Raw genomic sequence first — 23867 nt, 5'->3', positions numbered from 1 at the left:
ACCGCGCAGCCACAGCACTTTCCCACACGGGCCCAGCCTGCCATCCGTCGAGACCACGGAACGCCCTGGTCATGCCGGTCTCACCGCGCCGCGCACAAGCCCCTGTCGTCACGGTGAGTAACCAAAATGGCGCTCATGATCACGCTTGGGCGGAGTCGTCCCGGGGGTCCATCAGTCCGCCGCGCGGAGGACGAGCCGCATGCACGTCCCCTCTCCCGCACGCGCACCACCTGCGGGTCCGCGGCCGTGCGGGGAGCGCAGCAGCGCGCCCGCCCGGGACGCGCCCGGCTCTGGACCGGTCCCACCGCCCGGTCGCGACGCGCCTGTGTGAGATGCCTCACTTTTCCCGGCTCCGGCCGGGAGGGCGGAGATCGTCCCGCCCTGCGCCTCGGTCAACCGCTTCACGATGTAGAGGCCGAGCCCGATGCCGCCGAAGCGCCGCCGGTCCCCGGTCTCGCCCTGGACGAACCGCTCGAAGATCCGCTCGTGGTCGCCCGGCGGGATGCCGATTCCCTCGTCCGCGACCGTCACCACGATGTCGGCGCCCTCGCGCAGCGCCCGGACGGTGACCGTCCCGCCGTCCGGCGAGTACTTGAAGGCGTTCTCCAGCAACTGCCCGAGGACGATGTCGGTCGCCATCGCGTCGCCCCGGCATTCGGGCAGGTCGGGCGCGATCTCCAGCTCCACCCGGTGCAGCGGCGACAGCGACCTGAACCCCGCGACCACGCCCTCCACCACCCGCGACAGGTCGAACGACTCGATCGTGACGGTCAGCTCGTCCGCGCCCGCGCGGGAGCCGAGCAGCAGGTGCTCGACCAGCCGGCCGAGGGACTGGGCGCGCTCGGCGATCGTCGCGACGGCGGCGCGGCGGTCCTCGTCGGTCAGCTCGTCCCACCGGTTGACCAGCGTGGACGCGAACCCCTGCACGACCGTGATCGGCGTGCGCAGCTCGTGGCTCGTGGTGGCGAGGAACAGGTCCTTCGCCTCCTCCAGCGCCTTCGCCTCGGACACGTCGCGGAAGTCGACCACCAGCTCGCCCGTCTCCTCGATCTCGGCGGCGAGGACGTTCAGCCACGTCCCCGACTCCAGCCGGAACGTCAGCATCTCCCCGAGCGCGGGCATGTCGAACGGCAGCGGGCGGCCGATCGCGTCGCCCGGCGGGACGCCGGTCAGCGCGTGCGCCGCCGGGTTCCACTGCCGGACGACGAGGTCGTGGTCCAGCACCGCGATGCCGTCCGCGCTGGAGTCGATCACCGCGCGCTCGTGCGCCCGCTGCCGGACGACCTCCGCGTACGCGACGGCGTTGCCGACCGCGACGCCCGCGTGCCCGGCGAGCAGCTCCAGCAGCTCCAGCTCGGTGTGCCCGACCTTGCGCCCGGAGAACAGCGCGTACAGCGCGCCGTACGGCCGGTTCTGCAGGTACGACAGGCCGAGCGCGATCGTGTGCAGGCCGGGCAGCTCGGACCAGATCAGGTCGCCGAGCCGCCGCTGCCCGGTCGCGAGCTTGACCGTCTTGCCGGACCGCAGCAGCTCGCCGACCAGGCTGGTGCGCAGGTCGGCGGACCGTCCGCGCATGTGCTCGGGCAGCCCGGACATGTTCACCAGGCGCAGCCGGTCGCCCTCGATCCGGACGAAGCCGCCCGCGTCCGCGCCGGTCAGCTCGATCAGCGCGGCGGTGATCCGGTCGAGCACGACGGCGAGGTCGAGCTCGGCGTTCAGGTCGGCGACGATGTCGTTCAGCCGCCGGACGAGCCGCGCCCGCTCGGTCATGTGGTGCTGGACGATCTCGTCCTCGTCGACGGGGTGGTACACGCCGACCCAGCCGAGCGGCGTCCCGGCCGGGTCGCGCAGCAGGCTCGTGTCGATCCGGACGTCGATCAGCCGCCCGTCCCGGTGGAAGCGGCGGGTCGCGATCGAGATCTGCCCGCTCTCGGGGCCCTCGCCGGGTCCGTCGCCCGCGCGGCGGGTGAGCAGCCGTTCCTGGACGGCGTTGTGCTCGGCCGTCAGCTCGTCGGGGACGATCGGCGGCACCCGCCCGACCATCTCCTTGGCGGTCCAGCCGAACATGCGCTCGGCGGCCGGGTTCCACACGGTGACCCGGTGCCGCTGGTCCACGGCCACGATGGCGTCGGCGGCGCTCTCGATGACGGCCCGCGCGATCGGATCGTGGACGTGGTGGTGCACGCCTGTCATCGTGCCACCGGACTCCGTCCGAGCGCCGGGTAACTTACGCCGAAACTTTCCACGGCAACCCTGCACAAACGGAAACCTTACTTCTTGGTAAGGCTAGCGCCCGGTCAGTCGTCCGGCCAGAAGGGCCGCGAGCCCGGCGACCAGGAACGACAGCAGCGACGCGCTCATCCAGCTCTGCGCGGTGAAGTGCAGCGCGTCCTGGACGTCCCGCCAGAACCCGGCCCAACGCCCCACCGTGCCGGGGTTGATGAGCTGGTAGACGGCGAACCCGGCGGCCCACGCGGCGATCATGCTCCACCGGGACGGGGCCGTCCGGGACACGTCCCAGCCGTCCGTCCGGTGTCGGCGGCCGAGGAAGAAGTCGGCCGCGAGCACCCCGAGCATCGGCACGAACACCGACCCGATCAGTGTGAGGAAGCTCGCGTAGTCGTTGATGTCGAGGACGAGCGCGAGCACCGTGACGCCGACGCCGAGCGCGACGCTCAGCACCCGCCGGTCCGCGCGCGGCACGAGGTTCTGGATCGACACGGCCGTCGAGTAGGTGTCGGCGAACGACTGGTCCGCCTCCCGCAGCACGAAGATCGCGAAGAAGACCACGCCGAGCGACACGTTCAGGAACGGGTCGAAAGCCCGCGTCGGGTCTCCCGCGACCAGCGCCAGCGCCAGCAGCCCGAGGACGTAGGCGACGATCTGCGTGACCGAGTACCCGACCGCCGCGGCGCCGAACGCGGCGCGCTCCGTCCGGGAGTGGCGGGTGTAGTCGGCGGCGACCGGCACCCAGGAGATCGACACGGCGAGGGCCGCGTCCGCCCCGATCCAGAAGCCGCCCCACGAGCCCCGCGTCAGGTCGGGCAGCGGCTCGCGGAGGAGCTGTACGTAGAAGTACACGAGTGCTATCGCCACGGCGACCGTGACATATCGGCGCAGCAACCGGACGGAGCCGAGTGGCCAGACGGTCAGCACGGTCGTGATCGCGCCCGCCGCGATCACGTAGCCCCAGCGCGGGACGCCGTCCCACAGCTCGCGGGCGGCGTCCGCGATGACGATCAGTTCGAACGTCCCCCAGCCGATGAGCTGCGCGATGTTCAGCACGGTCGGCGCGTACGACAGCCGCGCCCCGAACAGGCCGCGGAGCAGCACCATCGCGGGCTGGCCGGTACGCGCGCCGGGCACGGCCGCGAGGCCGAGCATCAGCCCGCCGAGGGCCGTTCCCACCGACATCGCGACGATGCCCGCCGCGATCGAGAGGGTCGGGCGGCCCGCGCCGTCCGGCGCGAGGACGGTGTAGGCCCCGGAGAACGCCAGCAGGCTGACCCCGAGGTTCGCCCAGAAGGCGCCCTGGTCCCAGAAGCCGAGCACCTTGGGCGCGGGCTCGTCGAGAGTGAACGGAACCTCGGCGACGGGACGCTTTTCCACATCGGACGTCAAGCGAACGCACGCTCCCTACGCCGGCATTACCCGGACAGGTTCATGCGGTCGGCGACGCCGTGAAGGCCGCCCTCTCAGCCCGGCTCTGGCCCGAGCTCCCGCGGTTCATCGATACACGGCCGACCAGCCGGTCGACCGGCACCGATAGTACAACCGCCCGGCCATCACCAAAAGGGCATGGATCACTAAAGATCGGACATGCCGGGCCGGACGGGCGGGCGATCGGCGCGGGTCAGGCCACGTACGGGCGCCCCTCGCCGCCGCCCTCCATCGGACGTCCCGCCTCGGCCCAGCCCTTCATGCCGCCGTCGACGTTCCGGGCCAGCCACCCCGCCTGGTTCAGCGCCACCGTCACCTGCGCGGACCGCTGGCCCGACCGGCAGATCACGAAGACCTCCCGGTCCCGGGGGACCTCCCCGGCGCGGTCGCCGAGCTGCCCCATGGGGATGTGGACCGCCGAGGGCGCGTGACCCGCGTCCCACTCGCCCTGTTCCCGGACGTCCAGCAGGTAGCCGTCCTGCGGCACGTCGGCGGCCCCCACGGCCGGCACGTCTTCCCCGAAATTCATCACACCCCCATGGAACCGCGCGAAGCCCCCCTGCGTCGAATCACGCATGCGGTATCGGACGCTCCTTTACGCCGCGCCCGGGCTGACCTTGGTCCTGGCCCTCGGGGCCTGCGGCGACGAACAGGCAAACGGACCGTCCGCCGGCAAGCCCTCGGGCACCACGTCCGTGCAGCCCTCGGGCACGTCGGCGAACACCCTCACCGTGAAGGTGAAAGCCTCGAAGGAGGCACCCGCCAAGTCCTGGACGCTGAAGTGCGACCCGACGGGCGGCGACCTTCCCAAGGCCGCCGACGCCTGCGCGGCGATCGCCAAGGCCAAGGACCCGTTCAAACCCATTTCCAAGGACCAGGTGTGCACGCAGATCTACGGCGGTCCTGAGATCGCCACGGTCAAGGGCACCTGGAACGGCAAGGAGATCGACACCAAGTTCACCAGGGACAACGGCTGCGATCTCCATCGCTGGACGCAGATCGCGCCGCTCTTTGGGAACGTCCCGAAGGTCCGCTGAGCGAGCCTTCCCCGTTCTGGCTCGTCCAACGGAGAACCGACCAGGAAGCTCCCCACCGGCCCCGGCGGCGACGCCGGGGCCCTATCCGTTCTAGGTGAGGAAGCCGCCGAGGCTGCGGTTCTGCGAGACGGCCGTGTCGAAGGCGAGCGGGCAGGCCAGCACGAGGGTCCGCATCGGCTCCTGCAACTGGACGTGCATCCGGAGCACGTACCGGTCCGCGCCCGTGAACATCTGCGAGATGAACTCGCCCATCCCCGCGAAGCCGCGCTGGATGCGCGCGATCTCCTGCTGCTGCCAGTCGGTGATCCGTCCGCTCAGCAGTTCGTAGTAGCCGAGCTGCCGCTCGTACGGGTCGAGGATCTCCCAGCCGCGCATCGCCCGCTTGCGCAGGTGCCCGATCAGCCCGCCCTGCGGCGTCAGCACCTGCATCTTGGGCGTGCCCATGAACCCGTACGGCTTGTAGAACAGGAAGTACGGCATGCCGTCCGGACGGAGGATCGACAGCTTCCGCTCCGCCTTGGTCTGGCTGCCCTGGGCGACGACGCGCAGCGCCTTCTTGGCCCCGCTGACGCCCTCCTCCCGGACGTAGGCGGCGGGCTGACCCTGCGGGTGCCAGATCGTGTAGTTCGCCTCGGTCGAGAAGAACTGCGCGGGCTGGTCGTAGACGAGGATCGGAGACCCGTACAGGTCGACGTCCTGCTGCGGCTGCGGCGGCGCCTGCGCGGCCTGCGGCGCGGGATACCCGCCCTGCTGAGGCGGATACCCGGCCTGCTGGGGCGGGTAGCCGCTCTGCTGCGGCGGGTAGCCCTGCTGGGGCGGGTAACCCTGCTGCGGAACCGGAGGCGCGCCCTGCTGCGGGTAACCGTTCGGCGGGCCGTAGCCGGGGGCGGGCGGCGGGCCGTATCCAGGCGGGTAGGGGCCACCCGGACCGGGCTGCGCGGGAGGGGGCGGGTAGCCCATGGCGGCTCCTGGACGCGACGGAGAGCGTGATCTCCGCGTCACGATACGCCGCTTGATCACCCGGTCTCGCGTGCTTTCCGCCGAATTCCCGCGACCCGCCGAAGGGCCGCTACTTCAGCAGGCGGGACATGCGGCGGTCGGCGAGCGGCTTGCCGCCCGTCTGGCACGTCGGGCAGTACTGGAGGGACGAGTCCGCGAACGACACCTCGCGGACCGTGTCGCCGCACACCGGGCACTTCTCCCCGGTCTTCCCGTGCACCCGCAGGCCGGTCTTCTTCTCGCCCTTGAGGTCCTGCGCCTCCAACCCGTGCGACCGCTCCACCGCGGCGCGCAGCGTGCCGACGATGGCCTCGTGCAGGACGGCGACGTCGTCGTCCGTCAGCGTGGACGCGAGCTTGAACGGGGACATCTTCGCGACGTGCAGGACCTCGTCGGAGTAGGCGTTGCCGATCCCGGCGATCACCCGCTGGTCCCGCAGCAGGCCCTTGACCTGCGTGCGCTTGCCCTGGAGGAGCGCGCCGAGCGCCTCCGGGGTGAACGAGTCGTCCAGCGGGTCGGGCCCGAGCGACGCCACCCCCGGCACGTCCGCCGGGTCGCGGACGACGTACACCGCGAGGCCCTTCTTCGTCCCGGCCTCGGTGAGGTCGAAGCCGGAGCCGTCGTCCAGGTGGACGCGCACCGCGAGCGGGTTCTTGCCGCCGGGCCGGACGGGCCGCGCGGGGATCTCGTCCCGCCAGCGCAGCCAGCCCGCGCGGGCGAGGTGGATCACGAGGTGCACGCCGTCGACGTCGAGGTCGAGGAACTTGCCGTACCGGGCCGCGCCGGTGACGGTCAGCCCGCCGAGCGCAGTGATCGGCGGGTCGTAGGTCTTCAGCGCGGAGATGGCGAGAACATCGACGCGGGCGATCGCGTGTCCGACGACGCGCTCCCGCAGGAACCCCGCCAGCGCCTCCACCTCAGGAAGTTCGGGCATGACCTCAGTATCGGCGACGTTCCGGGGTGCCGGTGAGAGGGCCTCGAAGGTGGGTCGTATGCTCGTCCACAGGGCTGTGGAAGCCTGTGGAAAACCTTGTGCACAACGTCGGATCCGCCGGGGCGGCGGGCGTTTTCAGCGTCGATACCTCGACGAATCGCCACAGAACGCCGGGGCGGCGGGGGAACCGGCGGTCACACAGGGTGTGGATAACTTCCGCGTAACGACCCGCTGGTAATCGTCGCGGGGCGGTGCGCGCCATGCGGGACCCCACGTCCGGACGGATCCGGACATGTGACCCGGATCTCGAAATAACCCCTAGGGGGTAGGGGTTGCGAGAGTCGAGACGTTATGGCAGCATGACGGGCACGAGATACCCCCCAGGGGTACCAACGACAGGGAGACGCCAGATGAGCACCGCCACCTACACCGTCACCGGGATGACCTGCGGCCACTGCGTCAGCTCCGTCACGGAGGAGGTCGAGCAGATCGCGGGCGTGACCGGCGTCGACGTCGACCTGCCGACCGGCAAGGTCACCGTGACGAGCGACGCGCCCCTCGACGACGCCCAGGTCAAGGGCGCGGTCGAGGAAGCCGGATACCAGTTGACGTCCTGACCGGAGCGCGCCCCGCCGCCGTGCGGGGTGCACCCGGCCGAGCGGGTGCCCGCGGGCACCGAGTGGAGTGAAACGGAATGAACAGCGCGAGCAAGCTGGGGATCTACGCGGTGGGACTGGCCGTCGTCTTCGGCGGCGCCGCCGGGGTCGGCAAGATCGTCGGTCCGGTCGGGGCGTCCGCCGAGACGGCCTCGCACGACGGCGGCGGCCACGGCGGCGGGCAGGGTGGCGGGGACCACGGCGGGGGCGGTCACGGCGGCGGCGAGACCGCGCACGCGCCCGGCGGCCTCCAAGTCTCCGAGGACGGCTACACGCTCGTCCCGCGCGACACGAACGTGACCCCCGGCGAGAAGACCGACTTCCGCTTCACCATCAACGGCCCCGACGGCGAGCCCGTCACCGGGTTCAAGCCCCTGCACGGCAAGCGGCTGCACCTGATCATCGCGAGCCGCGACCTGTCCGGGTTCCAGCACGTGCATCCCACGGAGGCGGGCGGCGGCGTCTGGACGATCCCGATCACGCTCCCGAAGCCCGGCGTGTACCGGTTCTTCACCGACGTCCAGCCGGAGGGCGCGAAGCGGCAGCTCACGCTCGGCGCGGACGTGTTCGTCCAGGGCGACCTGCGGACGACGCCGCTCCCGAAGCCCGAGCGCGTCGCGAAGGTCGACGGCTACGAGGTGGCCCTGACCGGCGGCCTGGCCCCCGGCAAGTCGACCGAGCTGACCCTGACCGTGAACAAGGACGGCAAGCCGGTCACCGACCTGGAGCCCTACCTGGAGGCGTACGGCCACCTGGTCGCGCTGCGCCAGGGCGACCTCGCCTACCTGCACGTCCACCCGGACGGGGCGCCGGGCGACGGCAAGACGAAGCCGGGGCCGGAGATCACGTTCTTCGCCGAGGCGCCGAGTACCGGCGCGTACCGCCTCTACCTGGACTTCAAGCACGGCGGCAAGGTCCGCACGGCGGAGTTCACCGTGTACGCCGGGGACGCGCAGCCGCCCGCCCAGAACGGCGGCGGCCACGACGACACACCCCACACGCACTGAGACCGACGACCGAGACCGACGACCGAGGTAGAGGAGGAGCGATGAGCACGGACTCCGCGTCCGAGCGTGTCGAGCTGGCGATCGGCGGGATGACGTGCGCGTCGTGCGCCAACCGCATCGAGCGCAAGCTCAACAAGCTGGACGGCGTGACCGCCACGGTCAACTACGCGACGGAGAAGGCCCGCGTCGAGTACACCCCGGGGGTGTCGACGGACGAGCTGATCGCGGCCGTCGAGAAGGCCGGGTACTCCGCGGAGCTCCCGTCCCCGCCCAAGGGGCCCAAGGGGAACGCGGAGGCGGAGCCGGACGACGGGCTGCGCCCGGTGCGGCAGCGCCTGATCACCGCGATCGTGCTGTCGGTGCCGGTCATCGCGATGGCGATGGTCCCGGCCCTCCAGTTCGAGGCGTGGCAGTGGCTGTCGCTGACGCTGGCGGCACCGGTCGTCGTCTACGCGGGCTGGCCGTTCCACAAGGCGGCCGCGATCAACCTGCGGCACGGCGCGGCCACCATGGACACGCTGATCTCGCTCGGCACGATCGCGGCGTTCGCGTGGTCGCTGTGGGCGCTGTTCTTCGGCACGGCGGGCGAGCTGGGCGTCAAGCACGGGTTCGAGTTCTCGATGACCCGGTCCGACGGGTCGATGAACATCTACCTGGAGGCCGCGTCCGGGGTGATCATGTTCATCCTGGCCGGACGGTACTTCGAGACGCGGTCCAAGCGCCGGGCCGGGGCCGCGCTGCGGGCGCTGCTCGAACTGGGCGCGAAGGAGGTCTCGGTCGTCCGGGACGGCGGGCGCGAGGAGCGCGTCCCCGTCGACCAGCTGGCGGTGGACGACGTGTTCGTCGTCCGTCCGGGCGAGAAGGTCGCCACGGACGGGACGGTCGTGGAGGGCTCGTCGGCGGTCGACGCCTCCATGCTGACCGGCGAGTCCGTCCCGGTGGAGGTCGGGCCGGGCGACACGGTCGTCGGCGCGACGGTGAACGCGGGCGGGCGGCTGCTCGTCCGGGCGACGCGGATCGGGTCCGACACGCAGCTCGCGCAGATGGCGAAGCTGGTGGAGGACGCGCAGACCGGCAAGGCGCAGGCGCAGCGGCTCGCCGACCGGATCTCCGGGATCTTCGTCCCGGTGGTGATCGCGCTGGCGCTCGGCACGCTCGGCTTCTGGATCGGCACCGGCGAGCCGCTGGCCGGGGCGTTCACCGCCGCCGTGGCGGTGCTGATCATCGCCTGCCCGTGCGCGCTCGGCCTCGCGACCCCGACCGCCCTCATGGTCGGGACGGGCCGCGGCGCCCAGCTCGGCATCCTGATCAAGGGCCCGGAGGTGCTGGAGTCGACCCGGAGGATCGACACGATCGTGCTGGACAAGACCGGCACCGTCACCACCGGCCGGATGGCGCTGGTCGACGTGATCACCGCCGACGGCGTGGCCGAGGACGACGTGCTCCGGCTGGCGGGGGCGCTGGAGAACGCCTCCGAGCACCCGATCGCGCAGGCCATCGCCAAGGGCGCCACGGAGCGGGTCGGCGACCTCGGTACCGTCGAGGACTTCGCCAACGTCGAGGGCCTCGGCGTCCAGGGAGTCGTGGACGGGCACGGCGTGCTCGCCGGGCGTCCGCAGCTCCTGGCCGAGTGGTCGCAGCACCTGACGCCCGACCTCGAACGCGCCATGGCGGACGCGCAGGCCCAGGGCCGCACCGCCATCGCGGTCGGCTGGGACGGCGCCGCCCGCGCCGTGCTCACCGTCGCCGACCAGGTCAAGCCGACCTCGGCGGAGGCGATCGAGCAGTTCACGGCGCTCGGGCTGCGTCCGGTGCTGCTGACCGGCGACAACGAGACCGTGGCCCGCACGGTCGCGGACGCGGTCGGCATCGACGAGGTCATCGCCGACGTCCTCCCGCAGGACAAGGTGGACGTCGTCAAGCGCCTCCAGGCCGAGGGCGCGACGGTCGCGATGGTCGGCGACGGGGTCAACGACGCCGCCGCGCTCGCTCAGGCCGACCTCGGGCTCGCGATGGGCACCGGGACGGACGTGGCGATCGAGGCGTCCGACCTGACCCTGGTGCGCGGCGACCTGCGGGCCGCGGCGGACGCGATCCGGCTGTCCCGCCGCACGCTCGGCACGATCAAGGGGAACCTGTTCTGGGCGTTCGCCTACAACGTGCTGGCGCTGCCGCTGGCGGCGTCCGGGCTGCTCGTCCCGATGATCGCGGGCGGCGCGATGGCGTTCTCCTCGGTCTTCGTGGTGAGCAACAGCCTGCGGCTCCGCCGGTTCAAGCCGCTGAACGCGAACCGGGCGGACGCCGTCGGCCCGGCCGCGACGTCGGCCAAGGCCGAGGTCCCGGCGACCCGCTGACCGAACCGCGAAGCGCGGCCTCCGTGAGAACGGGGGCCGCGCTTTCCGCGTGTCTCAGGAGCGCGTGTCTCAGGGACGCAGACCGGCGAGGACGGGCGCGAGGGCCGGGTCGGCGGCGGCGGCTTCGAGGGCCTCGGTCAGCGTCCCGGCGTAGGTCGGGGACGCCTCCTCCTGGAGGGCGCGCCCCTCCTCGGTGATCACCGTGTAGACGCCGCGCCGGTCCTTCGGGCACATGTCGCGGCGGGTCAAGCCCGCGGCCTCCAGCCGGGCGACGAGGCGGCTGACCGAGCTCTGGTTGAGGCCGATGAGGTCGGCGAGCTCCTGCATGCGCAGCTCGCCCTCGGCGGCGCGGGACAGCCGGCACAGCGCCCGGTACTCCGACAGGCCGATGTTGTGCTCGCGCTGGAGCGCCTTGGCGAGCCGGTGCTCGACACGTCCGTGCAGGGTGACGACGCCGTCCCAGAGAAGGCCGTCCTTCGTCTCAGGACTCGTACCGGTTGCAGCGCCCATCTCCGCGCCTCCTTCTCTCTTGACGCCAGCTTACCTGAAATGACAACATCTGCATGTGCATGCATTCATTGTATGTGCATGCAAACTACTTTGGGAGGATCCGATGACCAGCCAGCTCCTGCTCCCCTACGACGGCCCGCGCCTGGCGCTGCGCAACCGGATCGCGATGGCGCCGATGACGCGCAACCGGGCGGACGACGCGACCGGCGTTCCGAGCCCGCTGACCGCGGAGTACTACGCGCAGCGCGCGACGGCCGGGCTGATCGTCAGCGAGGGGATCTGGCCGGACGCCCTCGGGAAGGGCGAGCCGGGCGTCCCCGGCCTGGTCACGGACGCGCAGGTGGCCGCCTGGCGCGAGGTCACGGGTGCCGTGCACGCCGAAGGCGGGACGATCTTCGCCCAGCTCTGGCACGTCGGACGCATGTCGCACCCGCGCACGCTGCCGGGCGGCGCGACGCCCGTCGCGCCCTCGGCGGTGCGGATCGAGTCCGAGACGATCCGCACGAACGAGGGCAAGGTCGCGCACGTCACGCCGCGCGCGCTGACGACCGCCGAGGTGGAGGCAGTGGTCGCGGCCTTCGCGGGGGCCGCGCGCAACGCCGTCCGCGCCGGGTTCGACGGGGTCGAGGTGCACGGCGCGAACGGCTACCTGATCCAGCAGTTCCTGGCCGAGAACACCAACCGGCGCACCGACCGGTACGGCGGCTCGCTCGCCGGACGCCTGCGCTTCGCGGTCGACGTGGTCGAGGCCGTCGCCGCCGAGGTCGGGCCGGAGCGCGTCGGGCTGCGCGTCTCCCCCGACAACCCGGAGAACGAGATCGCCGAGGTGGACCCGCAGGGCGCCTACCGGGCGCTCGTCGCCGCCCTCGACCCGCTCGGCCTCGCGTACCTGCACGTCATCGAGCGCGGCGAGTACGGGGCGCTGGCCGACCTGCGGCCGCGCTGGTCAGGGACGCTGATCGGCAACTTCAACGGCCCCGAGCCGACCTCCCGGACGGCGGGGGAGCAGGCCCTCGAAGCGGGCCTCGCGGACGTGTTCTCCTTCGGCCGCCTGTTCATCTCCAACCCCGACCTCCCGGCGCGGTTCGCGAGCGGCGCGCCGCTCAACGACTACGACAGCGCCCTGGTCCACGGCGGCGGGCACCAGGGCTACGTCGACTACCCGGCCCTCACGGGCTGACCGGCAGGTGGCGGCGTCAGGCGGTGGTCTCGGGTGGCGGCGTCAGGTGGCGGCGTCAGGTGGCGGCGGGGCCCGGTTCGCCGCCGCGCGCGACGGGCCGCAGCCCCGGCGCCAGCGCCAGCGTGGTCAGGAGCGAGGCCGCCGCCATCACCGCCATCGCCGTGCCGGGCGACGTCCACTCGGCGACCGTCCCGGAGAGCGCGGCGGCGACGGCCTGCATGGTCAGCATCCCGGACGAGTGGAGCCCGAGCGCCTGCCCGTGGACCTCGTCCGGGGTCAGGGTCATCAGCCGGTCCTGGAGCAGCAGCGTGGAGCCGTAGCCGATCGACGCGACCAGGACGACGACGGCCGCGACCGGCACCCCCGGCTGCACCGCGAAGACCAGGTAGGGCGCGGCGAGCACGACGCGGAGCGGGGCTTCGAGCCGGTGCCGCCAGCCGTGCGGGACGAACCGTCCCGCCGCGACGTCCCCCACCAGCATCCCGGCGGCGGCGAACGCGAGGAGGACGCCCGCGCGGTCCGGCGAGTACGGGACGAACACCGCCTCGCAGCCCACGATCAGCCCGTTCGGCAGCCACATCGCCAGGTAGACGTACCGGCGCGGACGCGACGACCACAGCAGCGCGTTCACCCGCCACGTCTCGGCCACCGACGGGCGCCCCGCAGCGCGCGGGGGACGGGACGTGAGCAACCGCCACGCCGCCAAGGCGGCGAGGACGTCGAGACCGGCCGCGACGAGGAGCGTTCCACGCGGCGACAGCACGGTCACGAGGACGCCGCCGCTCGCGAACCCGAGGATCTGCGTCAGCCCCGTCGACATGTTCAGGACGGAGCGTCCGATCAGGTAGCCCTCGCGCGGCAGGATCTGGCTGAGCAGCCCGTACCGGACGCCGCCGAGCACCGCGCCGATCAGGCCGAGCGCGAGCACGACGGCGAACAGCCCCCACACGGGCAGGCCGGGGACGGCGAGCACGGCCGTCCCGAGCCCGGTGACCAGCACCAGCGTGGCGAGCGCGGCGCGCGGCGGCAGCCGGTCCGCCGCCGACAGCAGGGCCATCGCCCCGACCATCTGGGTGAGGGACGCGCCGAACATGCTGAGCGCGGCGAGCAGCGGGGAGTCGGTGGCGGAGTAGACGAGGACGCCGAGCGCCAGCCCGCTGACCGTCATCGCGGCGCCCTGCACCGTGACGACCGCGAACAGGGGGCTGAACTCCGGCGAGCGAAACAGTTCCCGGTAGGTCCGCATGTGTCGCAATATGATCAACGCGGCCGCGGGCCCGGCAACCCCTTATTTCCCGGCTGCGCGCTCCGCGCGGGTCAGACGTCCCAGAAGGCCAGCTCGTGGCGCATGCCGTCCAGGAAGAGGCGTTCGGCGGTCGCCGGGTCGGCCCCGGACTCGTCGATCATCTGGGCGATGCGGGCGGTCAGCTCGGCGAAGCCGGGGTCGGCGTAGGTGTCGACCCAGCGGCGGTAGCGCGGCTCGGCCGGCGGGTCGTCGGCGAGCAGCCGTCCGAGCGTGGAGTAGCCCCACATGCAGGGGTAGAGGGCGGCGAGGCCGCCCGCGTAGTCGGCGGCGCTCTCCAGCAGGAAGGACGTGTACGCGGCGCAGGCCGGGCCCTTCGTCGCGCCGTCCAGGTCGGCGTCGAAGCTCGCGGACAGCGAACGGTGCAGGTCGAGCTCGCCGCGGTACGTCGCGTGGGCGAGGTCGACCAGGTCGCCGAGGTGGGCGGCGGGCGCCTTCCAGGCCAGCCGGGAGAACACGCGGGTGTAGTCGTGCAGGAAGAGGTAGTCCTGCTCAAGCCAGGAGCGGAAGACGGCCTCGTCCAGGTCCCCTTGGGCGATGCCCCGCACGGTGGGGTGTTCGAGCTGTTCGTCGACCAGCGGACGGCCGATCTTCTCCAGGTGCGCGGCGAGGCTCATGCCCGCAGTCTCGCATCGCGAAAGATCAGAGCCCCGCCCGGCCCTGAGGCCGCGCGGGGCTCTGATCAAAGACCGGTGTGTGGGGTCGCCTCTCGGCGAAATGCACAACACGGCTCCAGCCGGACGGTATTCCGTGAAGGCGAAAGGTGAGGCCCGGGGACACCAGGCACACCGGCTGTCATGTGTAACCGACGGGTCCCCGGGATTGTTCCCGGCCGCTGCCGAGGTCGGTGAAGGTGCCCGTCCGGCGGACGGTGTGCCACCCGAGCCGCGACCCGAGCAGCGCCGTGACCACCGACTGCACGACCACCAGGTACATGAGCTGCCGGTAGACGAACTGCTGGAGCGGAAGCGTCCACAGGGGGCGGATGGGCTCGCCGTCCAGCCAGAGGGCGTAGGCGCCCGCGGCGGTCTGGGCGGCGACGAAGACCGTCCAGGTGAGCAGGGGCGCGACCGGGTCGACGAAGACGACGCCGAGCAGCGCGAACAGGTCGATGGCGGGGGCGAACAGCGGCAGCAGCACCTGGAACACGGTCAGGTAGGGCAGGCAGCGGCGGCCGAACCGTCCGGACGCGCCGCCCTCGACGAGGGAGCGGCGGTGCTTCCACATCGCCTGCATCGTCCCGTAGCACCAGCGGTAGCGCTGCTTCCAGAGCTGGCCCAGCGAGGCGGGGGTCTCCGTCCAGGCGAGGGCCGTCTCCTCGTAGACGACGCGGAGGCCGGTGCGGCAGATCGCCATGGTGAGGTCGGTGTCCTCGGCGAGGGTGTCGCCGGGGACGCCCCCGACCCGCGCCAGCGCCGACCTGCGGAACGCCCCGATCGCGCCGGGGACGGTCGGCATGCACCGCAGGACGTCGTACATCCGCCGGTCGAGGTTGAAGCCGATCACGTACTCGATGTGCTGCCAGCGGCCGAGGACGCCGTCCCGGTTGGCGACCTTGGTGTTGCCGCTGACCGCGCCCACCGCCGGGTCGGCGAGCGGCGCGACGAGCCGCCGTATGGTGTCGCGCTGGAAGACCGTGTCGCCGTCCACCAGCACGAGGACGTCGGCGCCGGCGACCGCGATCCCCGCGTTCAGCGCGCTCGGCTTCCCGCCGTTCGGTTTCCGGACGAGCCGGACGTCGGGAATCCCCATCGCCTCGACGATCTCGGCGGTGCGGTCGGTGGAGCCGTCGTCCACCACGATCACCTCGACCGTGCCGGGGTAGTCGGTGTCGAGCAGCGAGGCGACCGCCGCGCCGATCCCCGCCTCCTCGTTGTACGCGGGGACGATCACCGACACGGGCGGGAACGGGTCGGGCGGCAGCTCGCCCTCGATCACTGGCGCGGGCGGCTCACCGCGGGGGCGGCGACGGCGACGGCGGCGGCCCGGCTCACGGGCGTGGCCCCGGACGCGCCGCACGTGGACGTGCGCGAACAGCAGCAGCGTCACGAGCCGCAGCACGTAGAGGATCCCGGCGACCGCGAACAGCGCCTCCATCGTCCCGGTGAGGGTGGACGCGGCGCGCTGCGCGGCGACGAGCGTCCAGCCGACGGCCCGCTCGCGGGCGGACACCCGGGCCTCGGCGGGCGGCAGGCCGAGCGCGGCGGTGAGCGTCGTGAAGCGGTAGCCGAGCGGCTGGAGCCGCTCGATGATCCGCTCGACCGCCGCGACGGTCTGCGACCGGTCGCCGCCCGAGTCGTGCAGCATCACGACCGCGCCCGCGCCGCGCGCGTCGCCGTCCAGCGCCGCCTGGACGATCTTCGCCGCGCCGGGCCGCCGCCAGTCCTCGGTGTCGCGGTCGGTGAGGACGACGACGTACCCCGCCTCCCCAGCCCGCTCCGCCGCGCGCCACTCCGCGCCGGTCAGGCCGTCCGGGCGGGACGAGTACGGCATCCGCACCAGCCGCGTGTGGACGCCCGCCGCGCCCGCCAGCGCGCGCTGAGTGAGGTCGAGTTCGAGGCGTCCCCGCCAGGTCGGGACGGTCGCGAGGTCGGCGTGCGTGTAGGTGTGCGAGCCGATCTCGTTGCCCTCGCGGAGGATGCGCCGGGTCAGCGCCGGATGCTCGGCGACGCGCGCGCCGACCGTGAAGAACGTGCCGTGCGCGCCGTGGCGGCGGAGGACGTCCAGGACGCGGGGCGTCCATTCGGGGTCGGGGCCGTCGTCGAAGGTCAGCGCGATGGTCTTCGGCGGCGTGCGGCGGGTGCGGGGCGCGCCGTCCACGACACTGACGACCGGGCCGCCGGACGTCACCGAGGACGGCACCGGCCCGCCGGTCGGCGCTGACTCGGCGCGCGGCGCCTCGCCGACCGCGCCGTTGGCGAAGCCGTCCAGGAGGAGGAGCACGGTGAGGACGAGACCGCCCAGCAGCAGCAGAACCCAGTGTCCTCTGGGCTCGGTGTGGCGCGCGGTCAACGCTTCTTCTTCTTGCGTCCCCAGGCGGGCGGGGACGCCTGCGACCTACCGGGACGCGCCGCGGTCGACGGGGACGGCCGAACCGCCGAGGGCCCGGTCGCCGACGGCGCGGGCGGCGGCGCGGCGGGGGCCGGGTCGTCCGTCGGGCGGGGCGTCCCGGGGCGGGCTCCCGTCCGCTGGTCGGACGGGCCCCCTGACGGGCTTCCCGTTTCGCTGACCTGCACCTTCGGCCGCGCGGACGGCTCGCCCCACGGCGTCAGCGGCACGCTCGGACCGGTCGCCATCCCGATGCCCAGCGCGCCGAGGAACACGACCAGCAGGGCTCCGGCCGCGAGGCCGAGCCGCCGTCCGAACCGGGCGCGCCAGCCGGACGCGTCGACGAACACCGCATCCGGCTCGACGGGCGTCGTCGTCCCCGCGTCGGACGGCTCGGTGACCGCCTCGGGGAGGGGCAGGGTGAGCGGCCCGGTGACCGGCGGGATTCCGGTGACGAGCAGCTCGTCGCGGTCGTGCGGGACGTTCCCGATCATCGCCGTCCATCGTTTCGGTGCGGGAGGGGCGCCCGCCCACGGGGCCGGCCGTGGGGGCTCACTGCTTCAGCGCGAACACCCGGGTACATGTCACACCGCGTCCGGAATCCCTGCACAATGGCCCGGATGGAACGGGCGGACGAGGAGCAGCTCGGCCGTGCCCTGCGGGCCGCGCAGGACGGCGACGAGGAGTCCTTCCGCATGCTCTACCGCGACGTCCAGCCCCGGCTGATCCGCTTCGCGGGCACGCTCGTCGGCGCGGACGCCGAGGACGTGACCTCCGAGGCGTGGCTGCAGATCGCCCGCGACCTGCCGTCCTTCCGCGGCGACCTGGACGGCTTCCGCGGCTGGACGGCGACGATCACCCGGCACCGCGCGCTCGACCACCTGCGCCGCAGGTCCCGGCGGCCCGGCTCGGACCTGCCGGTCGAGGAGCTGCTCACGATGGCCGCCGACGCCGACACCGAGGTCGACGCCCTGGACGGCATCGCCACGAAGGGCGCGCTGGGCCTGATCGCCGAGCTGCCCCGCGACCAGGCCGAGGCCGTGATGCTCCGGGTCGTCGTCGGGCTGGACGCGAAGTCGGCGGGCGAGGTCCTCGGCAAGCGTCCCGGCGCCGTCCGGACCGCGTCGTACCGGGGGCTGCGGCGGCTCGCCGAACGGCTGTCCGCATCCGGGAGGGAAGAGCAGGCGGGCGGGACGGGAGACGGCGGGACGGACAACGGGGGAGACGGCAGGGTAGCCGGGGCACCGGACGAGTCGGGAGAGGCGGCGCCGGGCGGCGTTCCCCTCGCCCAGAGTGACAAAACCGGCGGTCCGGGCGCTGAAGGGGTGTCATGAGCGACCATCACCAGGCCGGGCATCTCGACGGGCGGGCCGGGCCCCTGGACAGGCGGACCGCAGAGCGGCTGCTGCGCCGCGCGGGCCGCCCGTCCCCCGGCGCCGCCCCGCTGGACGCCCCGCTGGACGCGCTGCTCGCCGCCGCCGCCGCGCCCGCCCGGCCGGATGAGCTGGCGGGCGAGGACGCGGCCGTCGCCGCGTTCCGGGCCGCGCCGCGTCCAGCGCGCCAGTCCCGCGCCGCCGCGCTGCGCCGACTGCTGACGATCAAGGTCGTGGCGATCGTCGGCGGCTCGCTCGTCCTCACCGGCGGCGCCGCCTACGCGACGATCACCGGGCGGATCCCCGGGCACAGCCCGACGCCCCCGGCCAGCCCGTCCGACTACGACCGCGACGGCCACCGGTCGCCGCGCGTCCGGTACACGCCGAGCCCGCCGCCGTCCCGGTGGACGCCCACCCCGACGCCGACGCCGTCCGTCAAGGAGAAGCAGCACGGCAAGGCGAACGCGCCCGGCCAGCTCAAGAAGAAGACCAAGCAGCCGAACAAGCCGCATCCGACGCCGTCGCGCGGACCCGGCTACACGAAGAACCCGTCGAACGGGAACCAGGGCAACGGCAACCAGGGCAACGGCAACCAGGGCAACGGCATCGTCAAGGGCGACGAGCCGTCCAAGGTCAACCCCGGCAAGGGCAACATCGACCTCGGCTAGCCGCCCTGTTCTCCCGGCCCGGCATGCAGGGTCCTGTCGGCCCAGCGTGCCGGGTCGGCCTCCAGCGCGGGCCGGTCCCAGTGCGCGAGGTCCGCCGCCGCCTCGTAGGTGCCCTGGAGGAATTCGAGCAGCGCCCGGTCGGGGTCGGGGTCGGTCCGCACCGCCTCGTAGGGCAGCAGGAACTGGCCGTTCTCCCGGCTGTAGAACGCGGCGGACGGCCCCACCGGACGGTCGGCGAACCCGTCCGGCTCGGGGTAGGCGTAGGCGTAGAACGCGCCCTCGTCGCCGCCGCCCGGCCAGAACCCGCAGCTGTTCAGCTCCTTGGAGTAGCCCTCCTCCATCACCCAGTCGCCGCAGTTCGGCGCGCCGCCGGGGTGGACGGGCGCCTCGCGTCCGGAGAACCGCGTGCAGGCGAGGTCCATCGCGCCCCAGAAGAAGTGCACCGGGCTGACCTTGCCGACGAACCGGGACCTGAACTCGCCCATCACCCGCGCCGCCTGGAGCAGTTGCCGCCAGAACAGGTGGGCGGCGGCCGGGTCGTAGGCGGCGTGCCGGTCGTCCTCGGCGAACGGGATCGCCGGGTCGACCTCGTTCGGACGCGCCTGGATCGAGGTCTCGATCCCGAGTTCGGCCAAGGCGCGCATCGTCCGGTCGTAGAACTCCGCGACCGGCATCGGCGCCAGGTCGAACCCGCGGACGCCGCCGTCGCTCGCCCGAATCTGCAACCGGTGCTCGATGAAGTCGAACTCGACGTCGAACGCCCCCGCGCCGTACGGGACGGCCGACGTGGTCAGCCCGCGCGGGCTCACGTACAGCGTCACCTGCCACCAGTGGTTCACCAGCGGCGCGTGCACGAGCCTGACCTTGCCGACGATCTGCGTCCACATGTGCAGCGTGTCGCGGGTGTCGCGCCAGTCGTCGACGCGCAGCCGCGGCCATGCGCTCCGCTCAGGTTCCATGGCCCCTCCTCATCCGGACCCATATCCGCTGGACACGTCCGTCATGCGCGGATCGTTCGAGCGGGGACCTAGAGCTCTACGAACCCGAGCGTCCCGGTGTCCGTCACGGAGCGGTAGTAGCAGGTCGGACGCGCCTCCCCGGACGGCAGCGTCGTGTGGCAGGCGCCGCCGGTCGTCCGGTTGACGAGGTAGAGCAGCGAGTTCTGCTCGCAGTTCACGCGGACGTCGACCAGCGCGAGGACGTCCCCCGACGTCGCGCCCTTGCGCCACAGCTCGTTGCGGGACGTCGACCACAGCACGGCGATGCGCTCGTCCAGCGTCGCCTTGAGTGCCTGGTCGTTGGCGTAGCCGATGAACAGGACGTCGCCGCTCGCCGCGTCCTGCAGCACGACGGGGACGACCCGCGCCCCGGTCGCCGCGACGCCCGCGAGCTTGTCGAAGTCCAGAGTGAGCCGGGTGCCTTCTTCGAGTTCGTTCACCCTCACATCCTGCCCGCCCGCGGCCCCGGGCGTCGCACCGGGGACGCGCCGCCGCGCCGGTCAGCGGGTCCGGCGGCGCCATTCCGAGGGGCTGAGGCCGCGGGCGCGCTTGAACGCGACGCTGAACGCGAACGGGTCGGCGTAGCCGACCTGGCGGGCGACGGCGGCGACGGTCGCGTCGGTGTCGCGGAGCAGGTCGGCGCCGAGGCTCATCCGCCAGGCGGTCAGGTAGGTGAGCGGCGGCTCGCCGACGAGGCCGGTGAACCGCGCCGCGAACCCGGCGCGGGACATCCCGGCCTCGGCCGCGAGCGCGGCGACCGTCCAGCGCCGCGCCGGGTTGTCGTGCAGGACGCGCAGCGCGCCGCCGATCGCGGGGTCGGCGAGCGCCCGGTACCAGGCGGGCGCGTTCTCCGGCCGGGCGCACCAGGCCCGCAGCGCCAGCACGAGGACGAGGTCGAGCAGCCGCCCGAGGACGGCGTCCTGCCCCGGCTCGTCGCGCGAGGTCTCGGCGGCGAGCATGTCCAGCGCGGCGCGGGTGCGGGGCCCGGCGGGCACGACGGCGAGCGGCGGCAGCATGGCGAGCAGCCGTCCGGCGGCGTCGCCGCGCAGGTCGTAGACACCGCGGAGCATGACCGTCGCGCCGGGCAGCCCGTCGCCGTAGGTGCGGGGCCCGATGGGCAGGTCGCAGGCCGCCGGGTCGCCGCCGAGGCGGCGCTTGCCGTCCGCCTCCACCAGCATCAGCGGCGGGGTGGCCGGGTCGTCGCCGATCGTGTAGCCGCGCGTCCCGCTGACCAGCGCGATGTCGCCCGCCGCGAGCCGGACGGGCGCGGCGCCGGGCTCGTGCGAGCGGAGCCAGGCCAAGCCGCCGAGCGTCGCGGTGACCGTCAGCGGCGGGACGTCCGCGAACGCCATCGCCCACGGCGGACTCTGGATGAGCTGCTTGACCAGCGCGTTCCCGGCCCGCGCGCGGTGCAGCAGGTCGGTGAGGACGTCCACCCGTCCCACGCTAGACGATCACAAATGGTTTTCGACGGGGTCCGCTCAGGGAAGCAGGGCCAGCTTGCCGACCGTGGAACGGGCTTCGAGCTCCGCGAGCACCTTGGGGCCTTCCGCCAGATCGTGGGCGGTGGGCTCGCCGGGGCCGAGGACTCCGGCGCCGAAGAGCTCGAACAGCTCTTCCATGACCTCGCCGAAGACCTGCGGCACGGCCTGGATCAGGGCGCCGATGTTCAGGCCGATGATCTGGACCTGGTGCTTGTAGACCAGGTCCCAGTTGCTGATCGCGGCCTCGCCGCCGGCCAGGCCGAAGACCACGACCCGGCCGGTGACGCGCTTGGTCGCCGCGAGGCTGGCGTCGAACGCGGCGCCGCCCACGGACTCCAGGGTCAGGTCGACGCCCGCGCCATCGGTCAGCGCGAGGACCTCGGCGGCGATGTCGCCGCCACGGGAGTCGAGGACGTGGTCGGCGCCCAGAGCCCGCACCACCTCGTGCTTGTCCGGCGAAGCGGTGGCGATCACCGTCGCGCCGTAGTGCTTGGCCATCTTCACGGCGGCCTGGCCGGTGCCGCCTGCCGCGGCGTGGATCAGCACGGCCCGCCCCTCGGCGACGCCGCCCAGCGGCCTGAGCGCGGCGAGCGCGGTCGGCAGGTTCACGACCAGGCCGAGAGCCTGCTCGTCGGTCCAGCCCGGCGGCACCGGGACGGCTCCGGCCGCGAACAGCGGCATGTACTCGGCGAACGCGCCGCCCTGGACGCCGACGCCGATGACGTGGGCGCCGGGCTCCAGGCCGGTGACCCCTTCGCCGACGGCGACGACCTCGCCCGCGCCCTCGATGCCCGCGAGATAGGGCGGCCGCGGACCGTTCGCGAACGTGCCCCGGGACTGCGAGATGTCAACGAAGTTGACTCCGGCGGCGGTGACGCGGATCAGGACTTCGCCCGGCCCCGGGCTCGGCACCGGCGCGTCGGTGACCAGGCGCAGGTCTCGCGGGCCGTCCAGCGACGTCTGCCGCAGTGCGCGCATGGTGGAGGGGATGCTCATGAGGACCGACTCTCATTTGTTTGTCGAACGACCAAAAAAACGTAACAGGGCACTTCGGCGCAGGTCAAGGTAAAATTGAGCGATCGACAAACAAGTTCGGAGGGACGCCCGATGGCCGCTCGCGGCAGGCCGCGCACATTCGACCCGGACACCGCCCTGCGCCAGGCGCTGGACGTGTTCTGGGAACACGGCTACGAGGGCACCTCGCTCAGCGACCTGGCTCAGGCGATGGGCATCGCCTCGGCCAGCATCTACGCCTGCTTCGGCAGCAAGCAGGAGCTGTTCCGCAAGGTCATGCTGCTCTACGGCACCACCTCGGGCGGGCCGCCGCGGAGCGCGCTGAGCGAGCATCCGTCCACGCGCGCCGCGATCCACGCCATGCTGCGCGCCACCGCCGACCAGATCACCCGTTCCGACGCGCCGCACTACTGCATGCTCATCCTCGCCTCGCCCACCGGCGCCGTGGAGAACCACGACGTCCGGGAGTTCCTGGCCGACATCCGGCGCGGCCAACTCGCCGCCGTCAGGGACCGCCTCGCGCAGGGCGTCCGCGACGGCGACATCGACGCGCCGCCCGCCCGTCTCGACGCCGTCGCCCGCTACTACACGACCGTGGTGCAGGGCATGTCCGTGCAGGCCCGCGACGGCGCCACCGGCGCCGAACTGGAAGAGGTCATCACCTGCGCGATGGCCGCCTGGGACGCGCTCACCGCCACGCCTCCGCAACCGGTGCCCTAGCCTCCTGCTGGACGATCGCAAATGCCTTTGCGACGATCTCCCATGTATCGTCCGGCGGATCGGCGGTTCGCTGGACGGCATGAACACCTATCTCGTCCTCGGCGGCACCGGCAAGACCGGCCGCCGCGTCGCCGACCGCCTCCGCGCGGACGGCCGGACCGTGCGCATAGCGTCCCGGACGTCCGGCGACGTCCCCTTCGATCTGGCCGACCCCGGCACCTGGCCAGCCGCCCTGGACGGCGTCGAGGCCGTCTACGTCGTGGAGCCGAACCCCTATCCGGGCGGTGACCCGGACACGCGCGGGCGCGTCCCGAGGTTCGTGGCGGCGGCGGGCGCGGCGGGCGTCCGGCGGCTGGTGATGCTGTCCGCGCCCCTCGCGAGTGAGGCGGGAGGCCCGCTCGGGGACGCCGAAGAGGCCGTGCGCGCCACCGGCGCCGACTGGACGATCGTCCGCCCCACCTGGTTCTCGCAGAACTTCAGCGAGGCGTTCTTCCTGCCGGGCGTGCTCGGCGGGGAGCTGGCGCTGCCGACCGGCGACGGCCGCACACCGTTCGTCGACGCCGTGGACATCGCGGACGTCGCCGTGTCCGCGCTGACCGGCGCCGACCGGCACGCCGGGCAGGTCTACGACCTCACCGGACCGCGCGCGATCGGCTTCGGCGAGGCCGCCGACCTCATCGGCCGGGCCACCGGGCGCGACGTCCGGTATGTCGACGTCACGCCGGAGGCGTTCGTCGAGCAGCAGGTCGCGGCGGGTCTCCCGGCGAACGCCGCGCAACTGCTCGCGGGCCTGCTCACGTCCGTCCGGGACGGTGGCGCGGCCGCCGTCTCGGACGGCGTCGAGAAGGCCCTCGGACGCCCGCCCCGCAGGTTCGAGGACTACGTCACCGAAACTGCGGCGGCGGGCACTTGGACCTAGGCG

Annotated in this window: 23 protein-coding genes and 1 riboswitch; of the genes, 9 read left to right on the top strand and 14 right to left on the bottom strand. The window is 73.0% G+C overall.

Annotated elements, in window-relative coordinates:
• Window positions 1-171: 171 nt before the first annotated feature.
• From FXF65_RS04015 to FXF65_RS04005, 3 genes are all read right to left on the bottom strand, one after another.
• On the bottom strand, window positions 172-2193 hold the full coding sequence (locus FXF65_RS04015; protein WP_246198328.1) for a sensor histidine kinase: 2022 nt from the start codon (window positions 2191-2193) through the stop codon (window positions 172-174).
• Between the two features lie 93 nt (window positions 2194-2286).
• Window positions 2287-3621 carry a purine-cytosine permease family protein gene (locus FXF65_RS04010; protein WP_148348274.1) on the bottom strand — a complete coding sequence of 445 codons (1335 nt, stop codon included), beginning with the start codon at window positions 3619-3621 and terminating at the stop codon, window positions 2287-2289.
• Window positions 3616-3733: riboswitch (TPP riboswitch) on the bottom strand. (Overlaps the previous gene by 6 nt.)
• A gap of 120 nt (window positions 3734-3853) precedes the next feature.
• The gene (locus tag FXF65_RS04005) at window positions 3854-4189 is read right to left on the bottom strand and encodes a rhodanese-like domain-containing protein (RefSeq protein ID WP_148348273.1); all 336 of its coding nucleotides are present in this window, start codon (window positions 4187-4189) and stop codon (window positions 3854-3856) included.
• Between the two features lie 46 nt (window positions 4190-4235).
• Here FXF65_RS04005 and FXF65_RS04000 point away from each other — a divergent pair, with 46 nt between their 5' ends.
• Window positions 4236-4697 carry an SSI family serine proteinase inhibitor gene (locus tag FXF65_RS04000; RefSeq protein WP_148348272.1) on the top strand — a complete coding sequence of 154 codons (462 nt, stop codon included), beginning with the start codon at window positions 4236-4238 and terminating at the stop codon, window positions 4695-4697.
• A 90-nt stretch (window positions 4698-4787) separates the two neighbouring features.
• Here FXF65_RS04000 and FXF65_RS03995 read toward each other — a convergent pair whose 3' ends face one another.
• The gene (locus tag FXF65_RS03995) at window positions 4788-5657 is read right to left on the bottom strand and encodes an LURP-one-related/scramblase family protein (protein ID WP_148348271.1); all 870 of its coding nucleotides are present in this window, start codon (window positions 5655-5657) and stop codon (window positions 4788-4790) included.
• A gap of 109 nt (window positions 5658-5766) precedes the next feature.
• On the bottom strand, window positions 5767-6630 hold the full coding sequence (locus FXF65_RS03990) for an Fpg/Nei family DNA glycosylase (protein ID WP_148348270.1): 864 nt from the start codon (window positions 6628-6630) through the stop codon (window positions 5767-5769).
• A gap of 410 nt (window positions 6631-7040) precedes the next feature.
• Between FXF65_RS03990 and FXF65_RS03985 the strand changes: the two genes are divergently transcribed.
• From FXF65_RS03985 to FXF65_RS03975, 3 genes are all read left to right on the top strand, one after another.
• Window positions 7041-7247 (top strand): heavy-metal-associated domain-containing protein, encoded by a 207-nt coding sequence (locus tag FXF65_RS03985; RefSeq protein WP_148348269.1) that lies wholly within the window; start codon window positions 7041-7043, stop codon window positions 7245-7247.
• Window positions 7248-7324: 77 nt separating this feature from the next.
• Window positions 7325-8293 carry a DUF4198 domain-containing protein gene (locus FXF65_RS03980; protein ID WP_148348268.1) on the top strand — a complete coding sequence of 323 codons (969 nt, stop codon included), beginning with the start codon at window positions 7325-7327 and terminating at the stop codon, window positions 8291-8293.
• 41 nt (window positions 8294-8334) lie between these two features.
• Complete coding sequence (locus FXF65_RS03975) at window positions 8335-10647, top strand: heavy metal translocating P-type ATPase (RefSeq protein ID WP_148348267.1); 2313 nt, start codon at window positions 8335-8337, stop codon at window positions 10645-10647.
• 69 nt (window positions 10648-10716) lie between these two features.
• Here the strand turns inward: FXF65_RS03975 and FXF65_RS03970 are convergent, their stop codons facing one another.
• Entirely contained in the window at window positions 10717-11157 is a 441-nt protein-coding gene (locus FXF65_RS03970; protein ID WP_148348266.1) for a MarR family winged helix-turn-helix transcriptional regulator, read from the bottom strand.
• 103 nt (window positions 11158-11260) lie between these two features.
• Here FXF65_RS03970 and FXF65_RS03965 point away from each other — a divergent pair, with 103 nt between their 5' ends.
• The gene (locus tag FXF65_RS03965) at window positions 11261-12337 is read left to right on the top strand and encodes an alkene reductase (RefSeq protein ID WP_148348265.1); all 1077 of its coding nucleotides are present in this window, start codon (window positions 11261-11263) and stop codon (window positions 12335-12337) included.
• 55 nt (window positions 12338-12392) lie between these two features.
• Here FXF65_RS03965 and FXF65_RS03960 read toward each other — a convergent pair whose 3' ends face one another.
• The 4 genes from FXF65_RS03960 to FXF65_RS43475 all read right to left on the bottom strand — a co-directional run bounded on the left by FXF65_RS03960 (window position 12393) and on the right by FXF65_RS43475 (window position 17182).
• Complete coding sequence (locus FXF65_RS03960) at window positions 12393-13583, bottom strand: MFS transporter (RefSeq protein ID WP_148348264.1); 1191 nt, start codon at window positions 13581-13583, stop codon at window positions 12393-12395.
• A gap of 71 nt (window positions 13584-13654) precedes the next feature.
• A complete protein-coding gene (locus FXF65_RS03955; protein WP_148348263.1) occupies window positions 13655-14257 on the bottom strand; it encodes a TenA family protein in 603 nt (200 codons plus the stop codon).
• Between the two features lie 178 nt (window positions 14258-14435).
• Window positions 14436-16652: a bifunctional polysaccharide deacetylase/glycosyltransferase family 2 protein gene (locus FXF65_RS03950; RefSeq protein WP_222868359.1), complete on the bottom strand. Its 2217-nt coding sequence runs from the start codon at window positions 16650-16652 to the stop codon at window positions 14436-14438.
• Entirely contained in the window at window positions 16649-17182 is a 534-nt protein-coding gene (locus FXF65_RS43475; protein ID WP_187412073.1) for a hypothetical protein, read from the bottom strand. Before FXF65_RS43475 ends, FXF65_RS03950 begins: the two co-directional genes overlap by 4 nt.
• Before the next feature lie 126 nt (window positions 17183-17308).
• On the opposite strand from FXF65_RS43475, the gene FXF65_RS03940 reads away from it, so the two are divergent.
• Window positions 17309-18022: an RNA polymerase sigma factor gene (locus FXF65_RS03940; RefSeq protein ID WP_148348262.1), complete on the top strand. Its 714-nt coding sequence runs from the start codon at window positions 17309-17311 to the stop codon at window positions 18020-18022.
• Window positions 18019-18729, top strand: coding sequence for a hypothetical protein (locus FXF65_RS43470; RefSeq protein WP_187412072.1), 711 nt, complete (start codon window positions 18019-18021; stop codon window positions 18727-18729). The genes FXF65_RS03940 and FXF65_RS43470 overlap by 4 nt, the downstream gene beginning before the upstream one ends.
• Here the strand turns inward: FXF65_RS43470 and FXF65_RS03930 are convergent.
• From FXF65_RS03930 to FXF65_RS03915, 4 genes are all read right to left on the bottom strand, one after another.
• On the bottom strand, window positions 18726-19688 hold the full coding sequence (locus FXF65_RS03930) for a DUF5996 family protein (protein ID WP_148348261.1): 963 nt from the start codon (window positions 19686-19688) through the stop codon (window positions 18726-18728). The genes FXF65_RS43470 and FXF65_RS03930 overlap by 4 nt on opposite strands.
• 68 nt (window positions 19689-19756) lie before the next feature.
• Window positions 19757-20167: a phosphoribosyl-AMP cyclohydrolase gene (locus FXF65_RS03925; protein WP_222868357.1), complete on the bottom strand. Its 411-nt coding sequence runs from the start codon at window positions 20165-20167 to the stop codon at window positions 19757-19759.
• Window positions 20168-20227: 60 nt separating this feature from the next.
• The gene (locus FXF65_RS03920; protein ID WP_148348259.1) at window positions 20228-21163 is read right to left on the bottom strand and encodes an AraC family transcriptional regulator; all 936 of its coding nucleotides are present in this window, start codon (window positions 21161-21163) and stop codon (window positions 20228-20230) included.
• Window positions 21164-21208: 45 nt separating this feature from the next.
• The gene (locus FXF65_RS03915) at window positions 21209-22207 is read right to left on the bottom strand and encodes an NADPH:quinone oxidoreductase family protein (protein WP_148348258.1); all 999 of its coding nucleotides are present in this window, start codon (window positions 22205-22207) and stop codon (window positions 21209-21211) included.
• A 111-nt stretch (window positions 22208-22318) separates the two neighbouring features.
• Here FXF65_RS03915 and FXF65_RS03910 point away from each other — a divergent pair, with 111 nt between their 5' ends.
• Window positions 22319-22945: a TetR/AcrR family transcriptional regulator gene (locus tag FXF65_RS03910; protein WP_148348257.1), complete on the top strand. Its 627-nt coding sequence runs from the start codon at window positions 22319-22321 to the stop codon at window positions 22943-22945.
• Between the two features lie 79 nt (window positions 22946-23024).
• The gene (locus FXF65_RS03905; RefSeq protein ID WP_148348256.1) at window positions 23025-23864 is read left to right on the top strand and encodes an NAD(P)H-binding protein; all 840 of its coding nucleotides are present in this window, start codon (window positions 23025-23027) and stop codon (window positions 23862-23864) included.
• Window positions 23865-23867 lie beyond the last annotated feature (3 nt).

The organism is Actinomadura syzygii (assembly GCF_008085905.1).
GTDB lineage: Bacteria > Actinomycetota > Actinomycetes > Streptosporangiales > Streptosporangiaceae > Spirillospora > Spirillospora syzygii.
This window is presented reverse-complemented; position numbering and strand designations above follow the sequence as displayed.

Excerpts from the sequence above, each read along its gene's own strand:
- FXF65_RS04015 (WP_246198328.1), bottom strand. The coding sequence starts at position 2,193 with ATGACAGGCGTGCACCACCACGTCCACGATCCGATCGCGCGGGCCGTC.
- FXF65_RS04005 (WP_148348273.1), bottom strand. The coding sequence starts at position 4,189 with ATGAATTTCGGGGAAGACGTGCCGGCCGTGGGGGCCGCCGACGTGCCG.
- FXF65_RS04000 (WP_148348272.1), top strand. The coding sequence starts at position 4,236 with ATGCGGTATCGGACGCTCCTTTACGCCGCGCCCGGGCTGACCTTGGTC.
- FXF65_RS03995 (WP_148348271.1), bottom strand. The coding sequence starts at position 5,657 with ATGGGCTACCCGCCCCCTCCCGCGCAGCCCGGTCCGGGTGGCCCCTAC.
- FXF65_RS03990 (WP_148348270.1), bottom strand. The coding sequence starts at position 6,630 with ATGCCCGAACTTCCTGAGGTGGAGGCGCTGGCGGGGTTCCTGCGGGAG.
- FXF65_RS03985 (WP_148348269.1), top strand. The coding sequence starts at position 7,041 with ATGAGCACCGCCACCTACACCGTCACCGGGATGACCTGCGGCCACTGC.
- FXF65_RS03980 (WP_148348268.1), top strand. The coding sequence starts at position 7,325 with ATGAACAGCGCGAGCAAGCTGGGGATCTACGCGGTGGGACTGGCCGTC.
- FXF65_RS03975 (WP_148348267.1), top strand. The coding sequence starts at position 8,335 with ATGAGCACGGACTCCGCGTCCGAGCGTGTCGAGCTGGCGATCGGCGGG.
- FXF65_RS03970 (WP_148348266.1), bottom strand. The coding sequence starts at position 11,157 with ATGGGCGCTGCAACCGGTACGAGTCCTGAGACGAAGGACGGCCTTCTC.
- FXF65_RS03965 (WP_148348265.1), top strand. The coding sequence starts at position 11,261 with ATGACCAGCCAGCTCCTGCTCCCCTACGACGGCCCGCGCCTGGCGCTG.
- FXF65_RS03960 (WP_148348264.1), bottom strand. The coding sequence starts at position 13,583 with ATGCGGACCTACCGGGAACTGTTTCGCTCGCCGGAGTTCAGCCCCCTG.
- FXF65_RS03955 (WP_148348263.1), bottom strand. The coding sequence starts at position 14,257 with ATGAGCCTCGCCGCGCACCTGGAGAAGATCGGCCGTCCGCTGGTCGAC.
- FXF65_RS43475 (WP_187412073.1), bottom strand. The coding sequence starts at position 17,182 with ATGATCGGGAACGTCCCGCACGACCGCGACGAGCTGCTCGTCACCGGA.
- FXF65_RS03940 (WP_148348262.1), top strand. The coding sequence starts at position 17,309 with ATGGAACGGGCGGACGAGGAGCAGCTCGGCCGTGCCCTGCGGGCCGCG.
- FXF65_RS43470 (WP_187412072.1), top strand. The coding sequence starts at position 18,019 with ATGAGCGACCATCACCAGGCCGGGCATCTCGACGGGCGGGCCGGGCCC.
- FXF65_RS03930 (WP_148348261.1), bottom strand. The coding sequence starts at position 19,688 with ATGGAACCTGAGCGGAGCGCATGGCCGCGGCTGCGCGTCGACGACTGG.
- FXF65_RS03915 (WP_148348258.1), bottom strand. The coding sequence starts at position 22,207 with ATGAGCATCCCCTCCACCATGCGCGCACTGCGGCAGACGTCGCTGGAC.
- FXF65_RS03910 (WP_148348257.1), top strand. The coding sequence starts at position 22,319 with ATGGCCGCTCGCGGCAGGCCGCGCACATTCGACCCGGACACCGCCCTG.
- FXF65_RS03905 (WP_148348256.1), top strand. The coding sequence starts at position 23,025 with ATGAACACCTATCTCGTCCTCGGCGGCACCGGCAAGACCGGCCGCCGC.